Annotated in this window: 17 protein-coding genes and 1 other RNA gene; all 18 read left to right on the forward strand. The window is 63.9% G+C overall.

Annotation, left to right across the window (positions count from 1 at the left end):
• The first annotated feature begins 40 nt into the window (after positions 1-40).
• The 18 genes from rnpB to ftsA all read left to right on the forward strand — a co-directional run bounded on the left by rnpB (position 41) and on the right by ftsA (position 19913).
• Positions 41-497, forward strand: an RNA gene (gene rnpB / locus B9A15_RS06735) — RNase P RNA component class A.
• 642 nt (positions 498-1139) lie between these two features.
• Positions 1140-1604, forward strand: coding sequence for a division/cell wall cluster transcriptional repressor MraZ (gene mraZ / locus B9A15_RS06740; protein ID WP_084409281.1), 465 nt, complete (start codon positions 1140-1142; stop codon positions 1602-1604).
• Entirely contained in the window at positions 1601-2626 is a 1026-nt protein-coding gene (gene rsmH, locus B9A15_RS06745) for a 16S rRNA (cytosine(1402)-N(4))-methyltransferase RsmH (protein ID WP_084409282.1), read from the forward strand. The genes mraZ and rsmH overlap by 4 nt, the downstream gene beginning before the upstream one ends.
• Positions 2627-2633: 7 nt before the next feature.
• Complete coding sequence (gene ftsL / locus B9A15_RS06750) at positions 2634-2990, forward strand: cell division protein FtsL (RefSeq protein WP_084409283.1); 357 nt, start codon at positions 2634-2636, stop codon at positions 2988-2990.
• Positions 2990-4717, forward strand: a complete 1728-nt coding sequence (locus B9A15_RS06755; RefSeq protein WP_084409284.1) for a peptidoglycan D,D-transpeptidase FtsI family protein — start codon at positions 2990-2992, stop codon at positions 4715-4717. The genes ftsL and B9A15_RS06755 overlap by 1 nt, the downstream gene beginning before the upstream one ends.
• A 332-nt stretch (positions 4718-5049) precedes the next feature.
• A complete protein-coding gene (locus B9A15_RS06760) occupies positions 5050-6495 on the forward strand; it encodes a UDP-N-acetylmuramoyl-L-alanyl-D-glutamate--2,6-diaminopimelate ligase (protein ID WP_084409285.1) in 1446 nt (481 codons plus the stop codon).
• The gene (locus B9A15_RS06765; RefSeq protein WP_084409286.1) at positions 6492-8003 is read left to right on the forward strand and encodes a UDP-N-acetylmuramoylalanyl-D-glutamyl-2,6-diaminopimelate--D-alanyl-D-alanine ligase; all 1512 of its coding nucleotides are present in this window, start codon (positions 6492-6494) and stop codon (positions 8001-8003) included. Before B9A15_RS06760 ends, B9A15_RS06765 begins: the two co-directional genes overlap by 4 nt.
• Positions 8000-9082 (forward strand): phospho-N-acetylmuramoyl-pentapeptide-transferase, encoded by a 1083-nt coding sequence (gene mraY / locus B9A15_RS06770; RefSeq protein ID WP_084409287.1) that lies wholly within the window; start codon positions 8000-8002, stop codon positions 9080-9082. The genes B9A15_RS06765 and mraY overlap by 4 nt, the downstream gene beginning before the upstream one ends.
• A 5-nt stretch (positions 9083-9087) precedes the next feature.
• Positions 9088-10479 (forward strand): UDP-N-acetylmuramoyl-L-alanine--D-glutamate ligase, encoded by a 1392-nt coding sequence (gene murD / locus B9A15_RS06775; RefSeq protein ID WP_084409288.1) that lies wholly within the window; start codon positions 9088-9090, stop codon positions 10477-10479.
• Positions 10480-10481: 2 nt separating this feature from the next.
• On the forward strand, positions 10482-11639 hold the full coding sequence (gene ftsW, locus B9A15_RS06780) for a putative lipid II flippase FtsW (RefSeq protein WP_084409289.1): 1158 nt from the start codon (positions 10482-10484) through the stop codon (positions 11637-11639).
• Positions 11640-11644: 5 nt separating this feature from the next.
• Positions 11645-11938: a hypothetical protein gene (locus B9A15_RS06785; protein ID WP_139798245.1), complete on the forward strand. Its 294-nt coding sequence runs from the start codon at positions 11645-11647 to the stop codon at positions 11936-11938.
• Positions 11939-12189: 251 nt separating this feature from the next.
• Entirely contained in the window at positions 12190-13281 is a 1092-nt protein-coding gene (gene murG, locus B9A15_RS06795; protein ID WP_084409292.1) for an undecaprenyldiphospho-muramoylpentapeptide beta-N-acetylglucosaminyltransferase, read from the forward strand.
• Between the two features lie 143 nt (positions 13282-13424).
• Positions 13425-14840 carry a UDP-N-acetylmuramate--L-alanine ligase gene (murC, locus tag B9A15_RS06800; protein ID WP_084409293.1) on the forward strand — a complete coding sequence of 472 codons (1416 nt, stop codon included), beginning with the start codon at positions 13425-13427 and terminating at the stop codon, positions 14838-14840.
• A 2-nt stretch (positions 14841-14842) separates the two neighbouring features.
• Positions 14843-15805, forward strand: coding sequence for a UDP-N-acetylmuramate dehydrogenase (murB, locus tag B9A15_RS06805; protein ID WP_084409294.1), 963 nt, complete (start codon positions 14843-14845; stop codon positions 15803-15805).
• Between the two features lie 56 nt (positions 15806-15861).
• Positions 15862-16473: a LysE family translocator gene (locus B9A15_RS06810; RefSeq protein ID WP_084409295.1), complete on the forward strand. Its 612-nt coding sequence runs from the start codon at positions 15862-15864 to the stop codon at positions 16471-16473.
• Between the two features lie 307 nt (positions 16474-16780).
• A complete protein-coding gene (locus B9A15_RS06815; RefSeq protein ID WP_084409296.1) occupies positions 16781-17704 on the forward strand; it encodes a D-alanine--D-alanine ligase in 924 nt (307 codons plus the stop codon).
• Positions 17692-18591, forward strand: coding sequence for a cell division protein FtsQ/DivIB (locus B9A15_RS06820; RefSeq protein ID WP_084409297.1), 900 nt, complete (start codon positions 17692-17694; stop codon positions 18589-18591). Before B9A15_RS06815 ends, B9A15_RS06820 begins: the two co-directional genes overlap by 13 nt.
• Positions 18588-19913, forward strand: coding sequence for a cell division protein FtsA (gene ftsA / locus B9A15_RS06825; RefSeq protein WP_084409298.1), 1326 nt, complete (start codon positions 18588-18590; stop codon positions 19911-19913). Before B9A15_RS06820 ends, ftsA begins: the two co-directional genes overlap by 4 nt.
• The last annotated feature ends 87 nt before the right edge of the window (positions 19914-20000 follow it).

Here is a 20000-nt window from a genome sequence, read left to right on the forward strand (position 1 = left end):
ATGATTGACATGGCGGCCCATCCCCCGCAGACGGGGCGGGTCAGCCGGCCGGGCGGCCGCTCCCGACCAATGCCGAAAGGCGGCGGGAGAGGAAAGTCCGGGCTCCACGGAGAAACGGTGCCGGATAACGTCCGGCGGGGGAAACCCTAGGGACAGTGCCACAGAAAACAGACCGCCCCGCCTATAGTGCGGCTCGACGGCGCGAAAAGGCGCCTCAAGACGAGCCGCAGTGTTGGCGGGGTAAGGGTGAAACGGTGGGGTAAGAGCCCACCGCGTCTCCGGTAACGGCGACGGCAGGGCAAACCCCACCGGGAGCAAAACCGAATAGGGACGACGCGATCGGCTTTGCGCGCATGTGCGGGTGCGGTCAGCCTGTCTCCGGGCCAGTCGTCCGGGTTGGTTGCTCGAGGCGTCTCGCAAGAGCCGTCCCAGAGGAATGGTCGCCCAGCGGCGCTTGGCGCTGCGGACAGAACCCGGCTTACAGGCCGGCTGACATCATCTTCTCCCCATTTCCACAGGGTTTATCCACAGCGCGTGAGGCTTACCGCAGGTCGCATCGGCGATCGAAGCCGGCATCTTCGGAAATGCCGGGATTTGCGAACACAAACAGTCCTTTGCCAGACTCTTCGACGGCCCCCTGACAGGGGTCATCTCGAACGCACGCGGCCTTGCTCCGAGCTCTCTTTCCCACAGCGCGTCTGCGGCGGTGCGGAAAAGTTTTTAGCCATCGACGCCCTCCTCCATCCGCGCCGTCCAATCCTCGCCAACGCCTTGCTGCGCCGGGCTTTGAATGCCTCCGATCGTCGACATGGGAGGGTATGGGGCGACGCGCGACCCTTCAAGAATTTGTCAATGTTAACGGGCCTTTAACCGCTCATGCGGCAAGCTGGTGCGACCGTGGAGAGACAGTCTCCGCGAGGCCTCTTCCCATTGACGCCCATGGGGTCCCATGATATCCCCTAAGTCATCTTCCGGGGGGCGAAAAAGCCTCCGTTTCGAACAACCTAGGAGCGCGTCCCGTCCGTTCGGGCGTCTTGAGCGCAGATCGTTCCAGTCTGCGAACGGAGTAGGCGTGCCATGCGTCGCGAAGGGAGGGGAAATGTCGTCGAAACCGGTCGGGCAGGGGCTTTGCCTGACTGATGGACCGGTTTCTCTCGAACTACGTCCACAACGTGGATTCCAAGGGACGCGTCTCGATCCCCGCTGCCTTCCGGCAGGTGATCGCATCGCGTGGAATTCGCGAACTGTTCGCCATGCGCAATCTGGACCAACCGGTCATGGATGTTGGTGGGCCCGAACTGATGGACAGGTTCGAGAAGGAGATGGAGAAGCTGGATCCGTTCTCGCCGGAATATCAAGATCTTATGATCCTGGCCTATGGCGACGGAGCCTATCTGAAGACCGATTCCGAGGGGCGCATCATGGTCACGGATTTCATCCGCGAGCATACCGGTATCGAGGACCGGGTGACCTTTGTCGGTCTGAGGCACAGTTTCCAGCTCTGGCGTCCGGAGAATTTCGAGGCCCATCTGGCCGAGCTGCGCAAGCGACAGTCGGAGATGCGGCGGGGAACCACGGGATCGGCGGGGACCCCAGGGCAATGACGGGTCATGGCGGGACCGAGGACCCTGCCATTGGCGGACCGACCCGGCATATCCCGGTGCTTCTCGCCGAAGTTCTCGATCATCTCGACCCGAAGCCGGGCGAGATCGTCGTTGACGGCACCTTCGGGGCCGGCGGCTACAGCCGTGCGATCCTGGATCGCGGCGCCGATGTGATTGCGATCGACCGCGATCCGTCCGCGATCGAGGCGGCGTGGTCGATGGCGGAGGGATTCGAAGGGCGGCTAACGCCCGTCCATGGGCGTTTCGGCGCAATGGGCGAACTTCTGGCCGATCGTGCCGGCTCCCTCGACGGTGTCGTGCTCGACATCGGCGTTTCGTCCATGCAGCTCGACGAGGCCGAGCGCGGCTTCTCCTTCCAGAAGGATGGCCCGCTCGACATGCGGATGGGGCGCGAGGGACCGAGTGCTGCGGATGTGGTCAACACATTGTCCGTCGGCGATTTGGCGCGCATTTTCAATTTTCTGGGCGAAGAGCGTCACGCCGGGCGGGCCGCACGTGCGATCGTCGATCGCCGGGAGGAAGAGCCCTTTTCGCGCACGCTCGATCTGTCTCGCGTCATCGGCAAGGCGGTTGGGCGCTCGCCAAAGGACAAGATCGATCCGGCCACACGCAGCTTTCAGGCTCTGCGCATTTTCGTCAATGACGAGCTCGGTGAGCTCGCGCGAGCGCTCGTTGCCGCCGAGACGCTTCTGAAGCCGGGCGGTCGTCTCGTCGTTGTCTCCTTCCATTCTTTGGAAGACCGCATCGTCAAGCGCTTCTTTCAGGATCGTTCGTCGAGCGGCGGTGGTTCACGCCATCTTCCCGACGTGATTACGGTCGTGCCGACCTTCGAGGCCCGCAACCGCGCCATCGGTGCGAGCGACGCGGAAGCCGCCGTCAATCCGAGGGCGCGCTCGGCGAAGCTCAGATTGGGCACGCGGCTGGAAGCCCCCGCCCGCACCACCAATGATCCGCTTTCCTTCGCCGGCCTCCCGGCTCTCGCCGACATTGAGAGGCTCTGAGCGAACGATGTTCAAGACACTGGAAGTCGTCATGATCGCGGTGATGCTGGCAGCGGCCGGCTGGACCTACAAGATCAAGCACGAGGCGGAGGCGCTGGAGAACCAGCTCTTCGCCGTCGAGCGGCAGATCAAGTCGCAGAAGGAGGCCATGGCCATCCTGTCGGCCGACCTGACGCTCCTCGTGCAGCCGTCGCGCCTGCAGCGCCTGGCCGAGGCCTATCAGGCCGAATTGCAGCTCGAGCCCTTGAAGCCCGAACAGATCATCGAACCCGACGAATTACCCGCTCCCGCCGTCGCGCCAGTTCTTGATGGTGCCGGCGAGAGCGAAGACGTCGCCTCCAATACGACCGCAATGGTGCGCTGATGCGATTCCCCAAGTCTTATCTGCGTGGCGGAACCTCCAAACCCGGTCGGCAAGTCGGCGCCGCTCCCGCGCCCTCTCGCTTGACTGCGCCGCCCCGCAACAAGAACCGCTTTGTCATCGCGATTGGCCTGTTCTTCTGCGTCTATGCCGCGATCGGTGGTCGCCTTGTTCAGTGGGGCGCGGCACAAACGGACAACAGCTTCAGCATTGCCGCCGGCGACCGGATCATGGCCTCGCGCCCGGATCTCGTCGATCGGAACGGCGAAATCCTGGCGACCGACATCCGCACCGCGTCCCTGTTCGCCGAGCCGCGCCGCATCGTCGATGCCGACGAAGCGAGCGAACTGCTTCTGACGGTGCTGCCGGATTTCGATCCGAAATGGCTCTATCGCCGCCTGGCCTCCAAAGCCGGTTTTGTGTGGCTGCGCCGTGAGCTGACGCCTGGCCAGCAGCAGGCCATTCTCGATCTTGGCATTCCGGGCATCGGCTTTCGAACCGAACAGCGCCGCTTTTATCCCGGTGGTTCGACCGCCGGCTTCGTGACCGGCCATGTCAATGTCGACAATCAAGGCATTGCCGGCATGGAGAAATATATCGACGACCAGGGCTATATGGCTCTGCAGGATACCGGCCTTGCCATCAATACCGAGCTCGAGCCGGTCAAGCTGTCGATCGATTTGCGCGTGCAGCATATCGTCCGCGACGAGCTTGCGGCGGCGATGAAGCGCTACAAGGCGATCGCGGCCGGCGGTGTCGTTCTTGATGTCGAGACCGGCGAAGTCGTCGCGATGACTTCGCTACCGGACTACGATCCGAACGATCCGGCCCAGGCGCTCGACAAGGACCGTATGAACCGCATGTCGGCCGGCCTTTATGAGATGGGCTCGACCTTCAAGACCTTTACGACCGCGATGGCGCTCGATTCAGAAAAGATGAATCTGAATTCGACCTTCGACGCGTCGCGTCCGATCCGTATGGGCGGCTTCACGATCAACGACTTCCACGGAAAGCGGCGTGTTCTGACCCTGCCCGAGGTCTTCATCTATTCCTCCAATATCGGCTCGGCCAAAGAAGCCGAGGCGGTGGGTATCGCAGGGCATCAGGAGTTCCTGACCCGCCTCGGCCTCCTGACGCGAATGCAGACCGAGCTCCCCGAGGTTGCCCACCCGACCCAGCCGAAGGAGTGGAAGCTTCTGAATTCGGTGACGATCTCCTTCGGACACGGCGTCTCGACCACGCCCCTGCAGACGGCGGTGGCCGCGGCTGCCCTCGTCAATGGCGGCAAGCTCATTCCGCCGACATTCCTGCCGCGCACCAAAGAAGAGGCGGATGCCGTCGCAACGCGGGTCGTCTCGGAAAAGACCAGTGACGACATGCGCTATCTCTTTCGCCTCAATGTCGCCGATCAGCGCGGCTCGGGTAACCGGGCCGAAGTCAAGGGATATCAGGTGGGTGGCAAGACCGGCACAGCCGAGAAGGTCATCAATGGTCGCTATGTCGGCAACAAGCGCTTCAATGCCTTTCTCTCGGCATTTCCCATGGACAAGCCGCGCTATGTCGTCCTGGTCGTCGTCGATGAGCCGAAGCCCGAGGAGGGCCAGCATTATGCGACGGCCGGCATGAACGCCGCGCCGACGGTCGGTGCCATCATCCGTCGCTGCGCAGCCCTCTTGAAGGTTCGTCCGAAATTCGACCCGGAAGGCAAGGCGCTGCTCGTCTCCTATTGATCGTCTCAGATGGCGCGGTGCCGGGACCGAACAGGCCCCGGCAGGCGGCTTGCCGAAGCCTGGACCTTGCGCGGTGCTGTCCTCGCGCGAGAGACGATGCGAATTCGCGCGGAGTGCGCCTGTCGCGTCATGGCTGATCAGGCCGGTTTGTTGCACATCGAACAGGACTTGGCGAAACGACGATCGACGCCGGCCCATCGTCGGAACGTTGCGCGAGATAAAACGGCATTGGGATTCTGAATTTCGGCGTGATGCTGTAAGAGGCTGCCGCGAACTTCTCCCTTCGCGGTGCCGCCTGTCGGCTGGCCGCGACGAGCCCGGACGAGACTTTGATGAAACTGAGCGAACTCGCACGTGGATTGGCGGATTGTCCGGAAGGTCCGGACCCTGAGGTGACGGGGCTGACCCTCGATTCGCGGAAGGTCGAACCTGGTTTTCTCTTCGTGGCGGTTCCTGGAGCCAAAACCGACGGTTCGCGTTTTGTGAAGGACGCGGCCGAGCGCGGTGCCGTCGCCATTCTTGCTGCCGCGGCAGCTGGGGAAGTCAGCGTCCCCACCATCGTCAGCGCCGATCCCCGCCGCACGGGTGCGCAAATGGCGGCGCGCTTTTTCGGCGCTCAGCCCGACACCGTCGTCGCGGTCACGGGCACGGCCGGCAAGACATCCGTCGCCTCCTTCGTTCGCCAGATCTGGACGACGGCCGGCAAACAGGCGGCGTCCATCGGCACGACCGGCGTCGTTTCGCCGACGCGGAATGACTATGGCAGCCTGACTACGCCCGATCCCGTCGATCTCGCCCGGCTGATGGCTTCGCTTGCGGGTGAAGGCGTGACCCATGCCGCGATGGAAGCCTCCAGCCACGGACTTGATCAAAGTCGGCTCGACGGCGTGCGCCTCGCAGCTGCCGCCTTCACAAATCTCGGCCATGACCATCTCGACTATCACCCGGATGTCGAAAGCTATTTCACGGCGAAGATGGGCCTCTTAACCCGTCTTCTTCCCAAGGGAGCGCCGGCTGTCATCTATTCCGACGATCGCTGGAGTGGCCGAGCGATCGAAGTGGCGTCAGGCTCCGGTGCGAAAGTGCTCACCGTCGGCCGCAATGGTTCTCTCCTCACATTGAAGCGCCTCGAACATGAGCGCGATCGCCAGATCGCCGAGATCGCGGTCGACGGTTCGATCCATCGGATCGTCTTACCGCTCGCAGGCGAATTCCAGATGGCCAATGCGCTCGTCGCCGCGGGCCTTGCGATCGCGACCGGTGTGTCGGCGGTCGAGGCGCTCGAAGCGTTGGAGCATTTGAAAGGCGCGGCCGGTCGTCTCGAAAAGGCGGGCATGACATCGCAAGGCGTCCCGGTTTTCGTGGATTATGCCCATAAGCCCGAAGCGCTCGAAAATGTGCTGGCTGCCGTGCGGCCCTTCACGACAGGCCGTGTGATCGTCGTCTTTGGCTGCGGCGGCGACCGCGACAAGGCCAAGCGCCCGATGATGGGCGAGATTGCGTCGAGGCTCGCCGATGTCGCGATCGTCACCGACGACAATCCCCGCTCTGAGGAGCCGGCCACGATCCGCGCCGCCATCATGGCGGCTGCCGCGAATGCGACAGAGATCGGCGACCGTCGCCAGGCGATCCGCACTGCGATCGCCCAATCGCGGGCTGGCGATACCGTGGTCGTCGCCGGCAAGGGGCACGAGACCGGCCAGACGATCGCCGGCACCGTTCATCCCTTCAGCGATCATGCGGAAGTGCGCGCTGCCATTGCGGAGGCTGGCCGATGACCGAATGGCTCTGGGAAACCGATATCCTGATCGAGGCCATGCGAGCCCGCCCTATGGGCGGTCCCCTTCCCGAAGGGGTTACGGGCATCTCGATCGATACGCGCACACTAGAGCGCGGCGAGGCATTCTTCGCCATCACCGGTGACCGTTTCGACGGGCACGACTTCCTGACGGCGGCGTCCAAGGCGGGGTCCGCGCTGCATGTGGTCTCGGAGCGAAAGCTCGCCGCTCTCGGCCGGGTCCAGTCGCCCATGCTCGTCGTCGACGACGTTCTGGCGGCTCTTGGACGGCTCGCACAGGCGGCGCGCGCAAGGGCCCGTGCCCGGATCGTCGCGGTCACGGGGAGCGTCGGCAAGACGACGACCAAGGAGGCGCTGCGCCACGGGCTCTCGGCCTGCGGGACCGTCCATGCGAGCGCGGCCTCCTTCAACAATCATTGGGGCGTGCCGCTGAGCCTTGCCCGGCTGCCGGCCGATGCGCGCTTTGCCGTCTTCGAGATCGGCATGAATCATCCCGACGAGATTCGGCCGCTCGTCAAGCTGGTTCGCCCCCATGCAGCGATGGTGACGCTGATCGCGCCCGCCCATCTCGGCCATTTCAAGGATCTCGACGGCATCGCCGATGCCAAGGCGGAAATCTTCGAGGGCATCGTGCCGGGCGGCACGGCGCTTGTGAATGCCGACGATCCGAAATGCATGCGGCTTGCCGGTGCCGCACGTGCGGCCGGCGTCAGCGATGTGCGCACCTTCGGCGAGGCGCCAGGCGCTGACTTCCGGTTGGTCTCGTTTGACTCCGACGGCGAGGGCGCGCGCGTGGAGGCGGTCATCGGCGAAAAGCCGGTGGCGCTCCATCTCGCCATGGGCGGCCGTCATATCGCTCAGAACATTCTCGCCGTGCTCGGCTCGGCGGACATTCTTGGGGCGGATGTCCCCGCTGTTGCCGAGCGCCTGTCGAACTGGCGGGCGGTCAAGGGACGCGGCGAGCGCCATAGCCTGACAATGCCGGGCGGCGGCAGGGTGACGCTCCTGGACGACAGCTATAACGCCAATCCGGCCTCGATGCGCGCCGCCCTCGACACCATCGCGCGTACCCCGCTCGGCGAGGGCGGGCGCAAAATAGCGGTCCTGGGCGACATGAAGGAGCTGGGCGGTCACAGCCAAGCCATGCATGTGGAACTCGCCGAGCCGATCGAGGCCGCCGGCATCGACAAGCTGTTCATGGTCGGCGAGGAGATGAAGGCGCTCGACGAAGCGGTCGCGGGCAAGCTCTCGGCGTCTTGGCATGAAGACGTCGCCGGTGTCGCCGATGATCTGATGGCGTATATGCGGGCCGGCGATGCGATCGTCGTCAAGGGATCGCGCAGCATTGGTCTCGAAAAGGTCGTCGAGACGCTTCGCGGCCGTTTCGGCGCCGAAGACGAAGAGGCTCCGGCCATTCCGGAGCCGATGGAAGCGAGCGAGCCGAGCGCGGCTGAAACCGACGAGAACCAGGAGAGCCCGTCCCGATGATCGCCTATCTGGGGGAGTTCGCCGATCAGATCGCGATCTTCAACGTCTTTCGCTACATCACCTTCCGCACCGGCGCGGCGATGATCACGGGGTTCATCACCGTTTTCCTCTTCGGGCCGGCGATCATCGCCGCCTTGCGCCTGCGCCAGGGCAAGGGTCAGCCGATCCGCGCCGATGGTCCGCAGACCCATTTCAAGAAGGCCGGCACCCCGACCATGGGCGGGTTGATGATCCTGTCGGGGGTTCTCGTCTCGACCATGATCTGGGCCGATCTTCGCAATATCTATGTGTGGACGGTGCTTCTCGTCACGGTCGGCTTCGGCGCGATCGGCTTTTATGACGACTATCTGAAAGTGACCAAGCAAAGCGACAAGGGCTTTTCCGGCCGCTCGCGCCTGGCGCTCGAATTCATCATCGCGGCGCTTGCCGTAACCTTGATCGTGGCGTCGGGCGAGGGGAGTTTCTCGACCTCGCTGGCCTTCCCCTTCATCAAGGAATTGCTGCTCGATCTTGGCTGGTTCTATGTGGCCTTCGCCGCCGTCGTCATCGTCGGGGCCGGCAATGCGGTGAACCTGACCGACGGCCTCGACGGCCTCGCGATCGTGCCGATCATGATCGCGGCGGCCGCTTTCGGTCTGATCGCCTATCTCTCGGGCAACGTGAATTTCTCCAATTACCTGCAGATCCATTATGTGGCCGGAACCGGCGAACTCGCGCCTCTTTGCGGCGCGGTGATCGGCGCCGGCCTCGGCTTTCTCTGGTTCAATGCCCCGCCGGCGGCGATCTTCATGGGCGATACCGGCTCGCTTGCCCTTGGCGGCATGACCGGCGCGATCGCGGTCGCGACCAAGCACGAAATCGTGCTAGCCATCATCGGCGGGCTTTTCGTCATCGAAGCCCTCTCGGTCATTATTCAGGTCGGCTGGTTCAAGATGACCGGCAAGCGCGTGTTCCTGATGGCGCCCATTCATCATCATTTCGAGAAGCTCGGCTGGACCGAAAGCCAGGTCGTGATCCGCTTCTGGATCATCGCCTTCATGCTGGCTTTCGTCGGCCTCTCGACCCTGAAGCTGCGGTAGGACCCATGAAGGCGGACAGTTTTGCGGGGAAACGGGTCGCGCTGTTCGGCCTTGGCGGGTCGGGCCGGGCGACGGCGCGCGCGCTCGCTGAGGCGGGCGCCGATCTGTGTGCCTTCGACGACAATCCGGCTTCTGTCTCGGCGGCGAGCGAGGAGGGAATCCCGACTGGCGATCTTCGCGAGATCGACTGGAGCAGGGTCGAATGTCTGGTTCTGGCGCCGGGCGTTCCCTTGACCCATCCCAAGCCCCATTGGACGGTCGATCTCGCCCATGCGGCAGGCGCAGACATCATCGGCGATGTCGAAATCTTCGGGCGCGAGCGAGGGGCGAAAGCGCCGTCCGCGCCGTTCGTCGCCATCACCGGCACAAATGGCAAGTCGACGACGACGGCTCTGATTGCCCACTGCATCCGGGCATCGGGCCGTGACACGCAACTCGGCGGCAATATCGGCGTGCCTGTCCTGACCCTCGCCGAACCGGCGCCGGAACGCCACTATGTGGTGGAATGTTCCTCCTATCAGATCGACCTCGCGCCGACGCTCCGCCCTTCGGTAGGCATACTTCTCAATCTGACACCCGACCATCTCGACCGCCACGGAACCATGGAGCACTACGCTTCGGTGAAGGCGCGACTGGTGGCAGGTAGCGAGGCGGCGGTGATCGGCGTCGACGATACTTATTGCCGCACCATTGCCGACCGGCTCGACGGTGCCGGCAAGACGGTCGTGCGGATCAGCGGGCAGAGCCGTCTCGATGACGGTGTCGGCTTTGACGGCGCGCGCGTCGTTCGCTCAATGGACGGCTTTTGCGATGCGGTTTTCGATCTCTCGGGGATCGGCTCCTTGCGCGGCCGCCACAACGGGCAAAACGCCGCCGCCGCGGTCGCGGCGCTCACGCTGACCGGGCTTTCGGACGCGGAGATCGAGGCGGGTCTGACGAGCTTTCCGGGGCTTGCCCATCGGATGGAAGAGGTTGGCCGGTTGGGTCCGGTTCTCTTCGTCAACGATTCCAAGGCGACCAATGCGGATGCGGCCGCGACCGCGCTTGCGGCCTTCGAGCGGATTTATTGGATCGCTGGCGGCCTGCCTAAAGAGGGTGGCATCGCCTCGCTTGAAGGCTTCTTTCCGCGCATCGCCAAAGCCTATCTGATCGGCGAGGCGGCGCCTGCCTTTTCCGCGTCGATTGGTGAACGAATTCCTTACGAAATTTCGGCAGTATTAGAGAATGCGGTTGCAAGCGCTGCGGCCGATGCCGCCACAGCTGGTGCCGAAGCTGTCGTCCTTCTGTCTCCGGCCTGTGCGAGTTTCGATCAGTACCGGAATTTCGAAGTTCGCGGCGACGCGTTTCGGGCGCTCGTTCGCGCGCTGCCCGGCATCGACGTGATCGGAAAGGGTTAGTCATGGCGGGAACTTCCGCTAAACGCATCGCGGTCGCGGACTGGTGGCGCGGGCTCGATTACTGGCTGCTCACCGCCTTTCTGGTGCTCCTGGTCGGCGGGGTGATGCTGTCCTTTGCCGCGAGCCCGCCGGTCGCCGAGCGGATCGGCCTCGAACCGTTCCACTTCGTCAAGCGCCACGCGCTGTTCCTGGTGCCGTCGGCGATGGTCATGTTCGCCTGCTCGCTGCTGACGCCGCGAGGGGTCAGACGGGCGGCCTTCATCCTTCTCGGCGTTTCCGTCGTCATGATGATCCTGACCCTCTTCATCGGGACCGAGATCAAGGGCGCGCGGCGCTGGATCGATTTCGGTCCGTTGGGCATTCAGCCTTCGGAATTCATGAAGCCCGCCTTCGTGGTCATCTGCGCCTTTCTCTTTGCCGAGAAGGCCCGAAGGCCGGACATTCCCGGCAACCTCTTCGCCCTGATCCTGCTTCTTGTCGTCGTTGCGCTTCTCGTCGCCCAGCCCGATCTCGGACAGACGATCCTGGTCTCAGCCGCATGGGGCGGTCTTTTCTTCATGGCGGGCATGCCCTGGATGTGGATCGTGGTCCTTGGCGCCGTCGGCCTTGCCGGCGCGGCCTTCGCCTATGAGGCCTTCGATCATGTGGCGAGCCGCATCGATCGGTTCTGGACGGGCGAAGGCGACACCTATCAGACCGATACGGCGCGCGACGCCATCCTCCATGGCGGCTGGATGGGCCAGGGACCGGGCGAGGGCACGGTCAAGCGCCTCCTGCCGGACAGCCATACCGACTTCGCCTTCGCCGTCATCGCCGAGGAATTCGGTATCCTCACCTGCATGTTGCTGGCGACGATCTTCGCCTTCATCGTCCTGCGCGCCCTGTCGGTGGCCCTCAACCAGCGCGATGTCTTCACGCGCCTCGCCATTTCCGGCCTCGTCTTCATCTTCGGCCTCCAATCGATCATCAACATGGCGGTCAATCTGCAGCTGATGCCGGCCAAGGGCATGACGCTGCCCTTCATCTCCTATGGCGGCTCCTCGATGATCGCGATTGCGATTTCGGCGGGCTTCGTTCTGGCGTTGACCCGAAAGCGGCCGGAGAACCGGTCTTATACGGACAAGCTTCTGGAGAGGACGACGCTGCTCCACGGGGTTTGATGGGGATGGTGGCTTTGAGGGAGGGAGGCGCTCTGGAGACGGAGGCGTCGGGCGATGAGGGTCTCGCTCCGCGCCAAAAGACCGAGGCGGAACGCGAGCAGATCAAGCTCCGGGCGACCTATCTGAGCGGGATCGCGATCGGTGTCTTTCTCGTCGGGGGTCTGTCGCTGCCGTCGTCGATTCTCATTAGCGGAAAACAGAACTTTTGGATCGCCTTTGCCATCGCGATCGTTTGCGTTGGGGCAAGCCCGGTCATACATTGGGCAGCGCGACGGTCACTGAAGGATCTGGACCGATGAGTTATCTTCAAGTTGCGATCGCGGTGCTCTTCACGCCCGTCAGTGCGGTTTTGATTGCTCTCTGGGTTTTGCGAGACGGAAAGAAAATCACCGCCAAAGCCCATGCCCGTGCGGCTCAGGAGCGCGGGGACGCGATCAATCGCGCTTCGGGTCGCGCAACCGTAAGCGAAACTTAACCACATCCATGTGACGGTCCCCGGCGCCGCGAACGATCCCATTGCCGACATCATCGCCCGTTACCGGGACCCCCCATGAGCACTATTCTTCTCTCCGCCGGGGGCACCGGCGGTCATCTCTTTCCCGCCGAAGCCTTGGCGCATGAGCTGATCCGGCGCGGGCATGTGGTCCATCTGGCGACCGACGACCGGGTCGGGCGTTTCACCGCGACCTTCCCCGGCGAGGCGATCCACACGATCCGGTCGGCGACCCTCTCCTCCAAGAACCCGATCAAGATCGCGGCCACCTTGTGGACCCTCTGGCGCGGCTTTCGCGAGGCGGGTGCATTGGTGCGCCGCATTCGGCCAGATGTGGTCGTCGGCTTTGGCGGCTATCCGACTGTTCCGCCGCTGATGGCAGCGACCCGCGCCGGGCGGCCGACCGTGATCCACGAACAGAATGCCGTCATGGGCCGGGCGAACAAGATGCTCGCTCGCCGCGTCGATCGCATCGCCGTCGGCATCGAGCAGGAAAAGGTCGAGGAGACCGTCCGATCGAAGATCGTGGTGACCGGCAATCCGGTGCGAGGTCCTGTGCTCAAGGCCGCCGAAACGCCCTATAAGGCGCCAGGCGAGAGCGAGCCGTTCCGTCTCGTCGTCTTTGGTGGCAGTCAGGGCGCGCAGTTCTTTTCCGACGCGATGCCGAAGGCGATCGAGCTGTTGCCGGAAGCGTTGCGGGCCCGGCTGGTCGTGACCCAGCAAGCCCGCGCAGACGACGAAGAGCGCGTGCGAGCTTTCTATGGCGAGCACGGCATCGCCGCCGAGGTCGCGCCCTTCTTCACCGACATGGCAAAGCGCATCGGCGAGGCACATCTCGTGGTCAGCCGGTCGGGCGCATCGACGGTCTCCGAGATCGCGGTGATCGGCCGGCCCGCGATCCTCGTTCCTTATCCTTACGCACTCGACCACGATCAGGCGGCGAATGCCGCGCGGCTGGAGCGGGAAGGTGGGGCTTTGGTGGTGCGCCAGCAGGACCTGTCGCCTGAACGGCTTGCCGAACTCGTGACCGATATCGCCACCGAGCCGGCCAAGGCCGAGGCGATGGCGGCTGCGGCCAAGCGAACGGGCCGGCCGGACGCCGCCGGCTTGCTTGCCGATCTGGTTGAAGCTATGCCGCGAACCGCTTGAACACCCAGTTGATTGTTCGATGCGCCGGGCGGGAAGCCGCAACCGGTCCATTCGCCCGCTCGGCGCGTCGTCCAAAGAATCGAGAGCATCTCGCGACATCGGATTGATCGCTCTGCTCGCAAGACGTCGAAGGGGAAACGACGATGAAAATGCCGCCGAATATCGGGCCGGTCCATTTCATTGGTATCGGCGGCATTGGGATGAGCGGCATTGCCGAAGTGCTCGTCAATCTCGGCTATACCGTCCAAGGGTCCGACCAGGCCGAGAACGCCAATGTCACCCGCCTGCGGGAAAAGGGCGTCCATGTGGCGATCGGTCATGACGCGGCCAATCTGGGCGCGGCGGAGGTCGTCGTCGTCTCGACCGCGATCAAGCGCAGCAATCCCGAGCTTGCCGCCGCGCGCGAGCGTCTCCTGCCGATCGTGCGGCGGGCCGAGATGCTGGCCGAGCTGATGCGTTTCCGCCAGGCGATCGCCATCGGCGGCACCCATGGCAAGACCACGACGACCTCGATGGTGGCGACGCTGCTCGATGCGGGCGGGCTCGATCCGACCGTGGTCAATGGCGGCATCATCAACGCCTATGGCACCAATGCGCGCATGGGCGCGGGCGACTGGATGGTCGTCGAAGCGGACGAATCGGATGGGACCTTCTTGAAGCTGCCGGCCGATGTCGCGGTCGTCACCAATATCGATCCCGAGCATCTCGACCATTACGGCACTTTCGAGCGTGTGAAGGAAGCCTTTCGCGACTTCGTCGAGAACGTGCCCTTCTACGGCTTTGCCGTTATGTGCATCGACCATCCGGTGGTGCAGACGGTGGTCGCGGAGATCGAGGATCGGCGCGTCATCACCTATGGCGAGAACCCCCAGGCCGATGTGCGCTTCCACGACGTCTCCTTCGAGCCGGGCCGTTCCAGCTTCGCCGTCACTTTGCGCGACCGGGTGAAGGGTACCGAAGTTCGGATCGACGATCTCTCTCTGCCCATGCCCGGGCGCCACAACGTCTCCAACGCGACCGCCGCCATCGCCGTCGCCGATCGGCTCGGCCTCTCGCCCGACGATATCAAGAAGGGTCTCGCAGGCTTTGGCGGGGTCAAGCGCCGCTTCACCCATACTGGCACGGTGGACGGCGTCTCGATTTATGACGATTACGGCCACCACCCGGTCGAAATTCGCTCGGTGCTCGCGGCTGCGCGCTCGTCGGCCCATGGCCGGGTGATCGCCGTCGTCCAGCCCCATCGCTACACGCGGCTCCAGGCCTTGTTCCCCGACTTCGCCTCCTGTTTCAACGACGCGGATACGGTGATCATCGCCCCCGTCTACGCCGCCGGCGAAGAGCCGATCGAATTCGTCAATTCCGAAATGCTGGTCGAGCGGATCAAGCTCGGTGGCCACCGCGATGCCCGTCTCATCGACGGACCGGAAGAGCTGGCGGAGCTCGTCGATCGCCTGGCGGGCGAGGGCGATATCGTGATCCTTCTGGGCGCCGGCTCGATCACCCAATGGGCCTATGCGCTGCCCAAGGACCTCGCCAAGCTGCGCGGCAAGGACCTTTGAAGATGGCAGGCGAACAGACGACCTTGCTCGCTCGGCTCGGCGACAGGCTCAAGGAGGTGAGGGGGCGCCTCACCGAACAGGCCGGCATGGACAAAGTGACCTGGTTCCGGGTCGGCGGTCCGGCCGAAATCATGTTCATGCCCGCCGATGCGGACGATCTGGCGACCTTTCTCGCCGCGCTTCCCGAAGAGGTGCCGGTGCGCGTCGTCGGGATCGGCTCGAACCTTCTCGTGCGCGACGGCGGAATTCAAGGCGTCGTCATCCGGCTTTCCGCCAAGGGCTTCGGCGAGGCAAAGCAGCTGTCTGATAGGCAGCTTCAGGCCGGCGCCGCCTGTCCCGACAAGCGGCTTGCCGCGCTCGCGCTGGAGGCGGGCCTCGGCGGCTTTCATTTCTATCATGGCATTCCCGGCTCGATTGGCGGCGCTTTGCGCATGAATGCCGGGGCGAACGGTGTTGAAACCCGGGAACGGGTCGTCGAGGTTCACGCCGTCGACCGGCGCGGCGAACGCCATGTGCTGTCCTTGGACGACATGGGCTATGCCTATCGCCATTCGGCGGCGCCCGGCGATTTGATCTTCACCCATGCGATCTTCGAAGGCGTCCCGGCCGATCGAGACGAGATCCGCGCCAAGATGGACGAGGTCCAGCACCATCGCGAAACGGTCCAGCCCGTGCGCGAAAAGACCGGCGGTTCGACCTTCAAGAACCCAGAGGGAACCTCCGCCTGGAAGGAGATCGACAAGGCCGGATGCCGCGGGCTGATGGTGGGCGGCGCTCAGATGTCCGAACTCCATTGCAATTTCATGTTCAATACCGGTTCGGCCACGGCCTATGATCTTGAGACGCTCGGCGAGACCGTCCGCAAACGCGTTCGCGAAACCAGCGGCATCTCTCTGGAATGGGAGATCAAGCGGATTGGCGACTTCTCGGAAAATCGGATTGTGAGGCCGTTTCTCGGCGCTTAAGCCCGGAGCTTGAGGCCTCGTCTTAAGGGGCTGAAACGCGACCAGGATCTTTGTCGATGCCCGAGCAACTCCTTCCGCTGACCCTGTTTGCCATTGTCGCTGTCGGGACGCCGGGACCGAACAACGCGATGCTGCTCGCATCGGGCGCGAATTTCGGGATTCGTCGCTCCTTGCCCCATCTCGCGGGCGTCAATCTCGGTTTTGCTCTGATGATCTTCACGGTCGCTGCCGGGCTCGGTGCGACCTTGTTGCAGTTTCCGATCTTCGAGATCGCGCTCAGGATCGGCGGCATCGTCTATCTTCTCTATCTTGCTTTTCGGATCGCGACGGCTGAAACGGCAAAGGATACGGCCATTAAGGGCCGACCGATCACCTTTATCGAGGCGGCACTCTTTCAATGGATCAATCCGAAGGCCTGGATCATGGCGACTGGCGCCACGGTCACCTACGGCCTGGGTGCACCCGATCCGGTGACGGAAGCTTTTCTCATCGCCGCGATTTTCCTGATCGCTGGCACGCCGTTCTCCTCGGCCTGGATGCTGGGAGGGGCTTGGCTCAAGCGCTTCCTGTCGAGTACCAAGCGGCGGCGGGCCTTCAATTGGGCCATGGCCGCTCTCCTCGTCGTCTCGCTGTTGCCGGTGATATCCGACCTCGTGGCGTCCGCCTGAGTGCCACCGCCTCTCTCTTTTTACGAACGTTATGAAGATGCGGTCGCGCGCGGCGAGATCTGTGCGGTCATCCCGTTTGCAAGGGCAGAATGACTGGAAAGGCGCCGAATCACGTTCAGGATGGATCATTCCTGCCTTTCCAAAGGGTTCACGCCCTGCGGAAAAGCGTGACCGATTTCACGCACTCGCCGCGCACGAAGCCGTGAACCTTGCGAATGTCTTTCCAGACATTTGAGCCTTTAACCTTCGATTAACGAAATCCGCGCGATGGTGCCGAAAACCCAAATTGATGAGGGTTCGGTAACCGATGGCCAAGACTGTGGCTGTATTGATGGGCGGTTTGTCGGCGGAGCGGCCTGTGAGCTTGCGCTCCGGCAATGCCTGCGCGGACGCGCTCGAAGCGGAGGGCTATAAGGTCCTGCGCGTCGACGTGGACGCCGACATCGCCAAGACGCTGGCCGAGATGCAGCCGGACGTCGCCTTCAACGCCCTGCATGGTCCGGGCGGCGAGGACGGGCGTATCCAGGGCATCCTCGAATTCCTGCGCATTCCCTATACCCATTCCGGCGTGCTCGCTTCGGCGCTCGCCATGGACAAGCAGCGCGCCAAGATCGTCGCGAAGGCGGCCGGCGTTCCGGTTGCCGAGGGGCGCGTCATGCATCGTCTCGACGTCGCCAGAAAGCATCCCTTTACGCCGCCATATGTCGTCAAGCCGGTGGCGGAAGGGTCGAGCTTCGGCGTTCTGATCGTGCGCGAGGACCAGTCCCAGCCCCCGCAACAACTCTATGCCGCCGACTGGCCGTTCGGCGACATGGTTCTCGTCGAGCGCTTCGTTCATGGCCGAGAGCTGACCTGCGCGGTCATGGGCGACGTCGCGCTCGATGTCTGCGAGATCACGACCGAGGGCTTTGCCTTCTACGACTATGATTCGAAATATTCGGATGGCGGTTCGATCCATATCGTGCCGGCCGCCCTTCCGCCGGTCGTGGCTCGAAAGATTCAGGAATGGTCGCTTGCGGCCCATAAGGCGGTCGGATGCCGGGGCGTGTCCCGCTCGGACTTTCGTTACGACGACCGGTTTTCCGAGCAGGGCGAGATCGCCTGGCTGGAGATCAATACCCAGCCCGGCATGACCCCCGTCTCTCTCGTTCCGGACATTGCGCGCGCGGCCGGCCATAGCTTCGGCGAGCTTCTCACCTGGATGGTGGAGGATGCGTCATGCGACCGCTGAACGCGACATCAGGCCAAGATCGGCTGCGCCCGCTTCTGGCGCAAGCGCGGCGTCTTTCGGGGCGGATTGGAAATCTGCACCACCGGCTGGCCGGCTGGCCGCTGCCGCGTTTTCGCTCGCTGGCGATCGTCGTTCTCGGTGGCACCGGCCTCTATGGCATGACGCTGGGCGGCCACACGACCGGCTTCGTCGATGCGCTTGCCACGCCATTCGGCTTCTCGATCGACAAGATCGAGGTCTCCGGCAATGACGAGACGTCGGAGATCGACATCCTCCAGACGCTCTGGGGGACGGGCTCGCAAAGCCTCGTCAGTCTTGATCCGACTGCGGCTCGCAATGCGATCGAGGCAATGCCCTGGGTCGAGCGCGCGGCGATCACCAAATACTATCCCGACCGGGTGCGGATCGAACTCATGGAGCATCGCCCCTATGCCATCTGGCAGCGCGGCGGAGACTTCGTGATCGTCGATCGCGAGGGACGGGAGATCGTGCCCTTCACGCCCGGCCGCTTTGCCGATCTTCCCGTCATCGTGGGCGTCGGCGCGCCGCGCGAAGCAGCTCATCTTATTGATGAAATGGAGGTCGTTCCCGAGCTTCGCGCAAGGGTGAAGGCCTATATTCGGGTCGCGGACCGGCGCTGGGACTTGCGCCTTGAAAACGGCGTGACGATTCGTCTTCCCGAAAGCGAGCCGGTCGAGGCGTTGGCGGAGATTGAGCGTATGGACCGCGAACAGGGCTTGTTGTCGCGCGATATCGCATCCGTCGACATGCGCCTCGACGACCGCATCGTGATCAAGCTGACGCCAGACGCATTGGCGCGGCGCAATGCGGCCCTCGAAGAGCGCGAAAAGATGCTTAAGCGCCGGAAGAAGGACAATCCGGCATGAGTTTGTTCTTTCGTACCCGGAACGATCTGCCTCGGCTGAAGCCGATCTCGCCCCGCCGGACCCAGGTGGTGTCGGTGCTCGATGTCGGCTCGGAGAAGATGACCTGTCTCATCGCGCGGCTTCGTCCGCGCCTTGAGAGTGAGGTTCTGCCCGAGCGCACCCATCTCATCGAGGTAATTGGCGTCGGCCATCAGCGTTCGCGCGGCATCAAATCCGGCACGGTTGTCGATCTGGAAGCCGCAGCGCAAGCGATCCGGGCGACCGTCGACGCAGCCGAGCGCGCTGCGGGTCTCACCGTCGAATCGCTCGTCGTGTCGCTGACGGCAGGGCGCCTCAAAAGCTATCGCGGAAAGGCTTCGATGCAGCCGATTGCGGAGATTGGTGCCTCCGACGTCGCCTTCGTCACATCCCAAGCAGCCAGGATCGACTTCGATCCGTCCCGTCTCGCCCTGCATTCGGTGCCGATCGACCTCGCCGTGGACGGCGATGGCGGCATGGACAATGCGATCGGCATGATGGGCTCGACGCTTTCGGCCGACATCCATGTGCTGACGGCCGAAGAAGCGCCGCTCCGCAATCTGGAGACGGCGATCAACCGGGCGCATCTGGTGGTCGAGGCTTTCGTCGCGACGCCTTATGCCTCGGCGCTCTCGACCCTGGTCGAGGACGAGGCCGTGATGGGCTCGGCCGCCATCGACATGGGTGGCGGCACGACGACGATCGCAATCTTCCAGAATTCGCGCTTCGTCTATGCCGACCAGGTGGCAATCGGCGGTCAGCACATCACCATGGATCTGGCGCGCGGCCTGTCGATCCGGCCGGCCGATGCCGAGCGCCTGAAGGTGGTTCACGGTTCGACCCTGGCGGGTCTGTCCGACGATGGCGAGCCGATCACCATCCCGACGCTCGGCGAGGACGGTGCCGATATGCCGGTTACCGTGTCCCGCTCGGTCGTCGCCAAGATCGTCCGACCCCGTGTCGAGGAGATTTTGGAGCTGGTGCGCGATCGCCTTGCCGCCTCTGGCCTCGGCCATGTGATCGGCAAGCGCGTGGTTCTCACCGGTGGGGCGAGCCAGCTCGCGGGCCTTCCCGACACGGCGCGCACGATCCTGCAGCGCAATGTGCGGCTGGGGCGCCCGGTGGGCGTTTCGGGGCTGAGCCCCTCCAATAAAAGCCCGGCCTTCGCGGCCGCTGTCGGCCTCCTGATCTATCCGCAGGTGGTCCATCGTGAAGCCGTCGCCCAGCCCTCGTTCGCCGCGCGCATGCTCGATCAGTCGACACGCGCCGGCCGGTTCGGAACCTGGCTGAAGCGAAGCATCTGAGTTTCCGGGCCTTTCGACGTCGAAGGCCCGGCAAGAAGAAAACGGCGCGTGCCGCGCGTCGCTCGACCAAAAAGAGACATGGGCAGG

The organism is Fulvimarina manganoxydans (assembly GCF_900176465.1).
In the GTDB taxonomy this organism is placed as follows: domain Bacteria; phylum Pseudomonadota; class Alphaproteobacteria; order Rhizobiales; family Rhizobiaceae; genus Fulvimarina; species Fulvimarina manganoxydans.

What these genes read in the sequence shown, in the direction of transcription:
- mraZ (WP_084409281.1), top strand. Translation starts at nt 1,140, where the DNA reads ATGGACCGGTTTCTCTCGAACTACGTCCACAACGTGGATTCCAAGGGA.
- rsmH (WP_084409282.1), top strand. Translation starts at nt 1,601, where the DNA reads ATGACGGGTCATGGCGGGACCGAGGACCCTGCCATTGGCGGACCGACC.
- ftsL (WP_084409283.1), top strand. Translation starts at nt 2,634, where the DNA reads ATGTTCAAGACACTGGAAGTCGTCATGATCGCGGTGATGCTGGCAGCG.
- B9A15_RS06755 (WP_084409284.1), top strand. Translation starts at nt 2,990, where the DNA reads ATGCGATTCCCCAAGTCTTATCTGCGTGGCGGAACCTCCAAACCCGGT.
- B9A15_RS06760 (WP_084409285.1), top strand. Translation starts at nt 5,050, where the DNA reads ATGAAACTGAGCGAACTCGCACGTGGATTGGCGGATTGTCCGGAAGGT.
- B9A15_RS06765 (WP_084409286.1), top strand. Translation starts at nt 6,492, where the DNA reads ATGACCGAATGGCTCTGGGAAACCGATATCCTGATCGAGGCCATGCGA.
- mraY (WP_084409287.1), top strand. Translation starts at nt 8,000, where the DNA reads ATGATCGCCTATCTGGGGGAGTTCGCCGATCAGATCGCGATCTTCAAC.
- murD (WP_084409288.1), top strand. Translation starts at nt 9,088, where the DNA reads ATGAAGGCGGACAGTTTTGCGGGGAAACGGGTCGCGCTGTTCGGCCTT.
- ftsW (WP_084409289.1), top strand. Translation starts at nt 10,482, where the DNA reads ATGGCGGGAACTTCCGCTAAACGCATCGCGGTCGCGGACTGGTGGCGC.
- B9A15_RS06785 (WP_139798245.1), top strand. Translation starts at nt 11,645, where the DNA reads ATGGTGGCTTTGAGGGAGGGAGGCGCTCTGGAGACGGAGGCGTCGGGC.
- murG (WP_084409292.1), top strand. Translation starts at nt 12,190, where the DNA reads ATGAGCACTATTCTTCTCTCCGCCGGGGGCACCGGCGGTCATCTCTTT.
- murC (WP_084409293.1), top strand. Translation starts at nt 13,425, where the DNA reads ATGAAAATGCCGCCGAATATCGGGCCGGTCCATTTCATTGGTATCGGC.
- murB (WP_084409294.1), top strand. Translation starts at nt 14,843, where the DNA reads ATGGCAGGCGAACAGACGACCTTGCTCGCTCGGCTCGGCGACAGGCTC.
- B9A15_RS06810 (WP_084409295.1), top strand. Translation starts at nt 15,862, where the DNA reads ATGCCCGAGCAACTCCTTCCGCTGACCCTGTTTGCCATTGTCGCTGTC.
- B9A15_RS06815 (WP_084409296.1), top strand. Translation starts at nt 16,781, where the DNA reads ATGGCCAAGACTGTGGCTGTATTGATGGGCGGTTTGTCGGCGGAGCGG.
- B9A15_RS06820 (WP_084409297.1), top strand. Translation starts at nt 17,692, where the DNA reads ATGCGACCGCTGAACGCGACATCAGGCCAAGATCGGCTGCGCCCGCTT.
- ftsA (WP_084409298.1), top strand. Translation starts at nt 18,588, where the DNA reads ATGAGTTTGTTCTTTCGTACCCGGAACGATCTGCCTCGGCTGAAGCCG.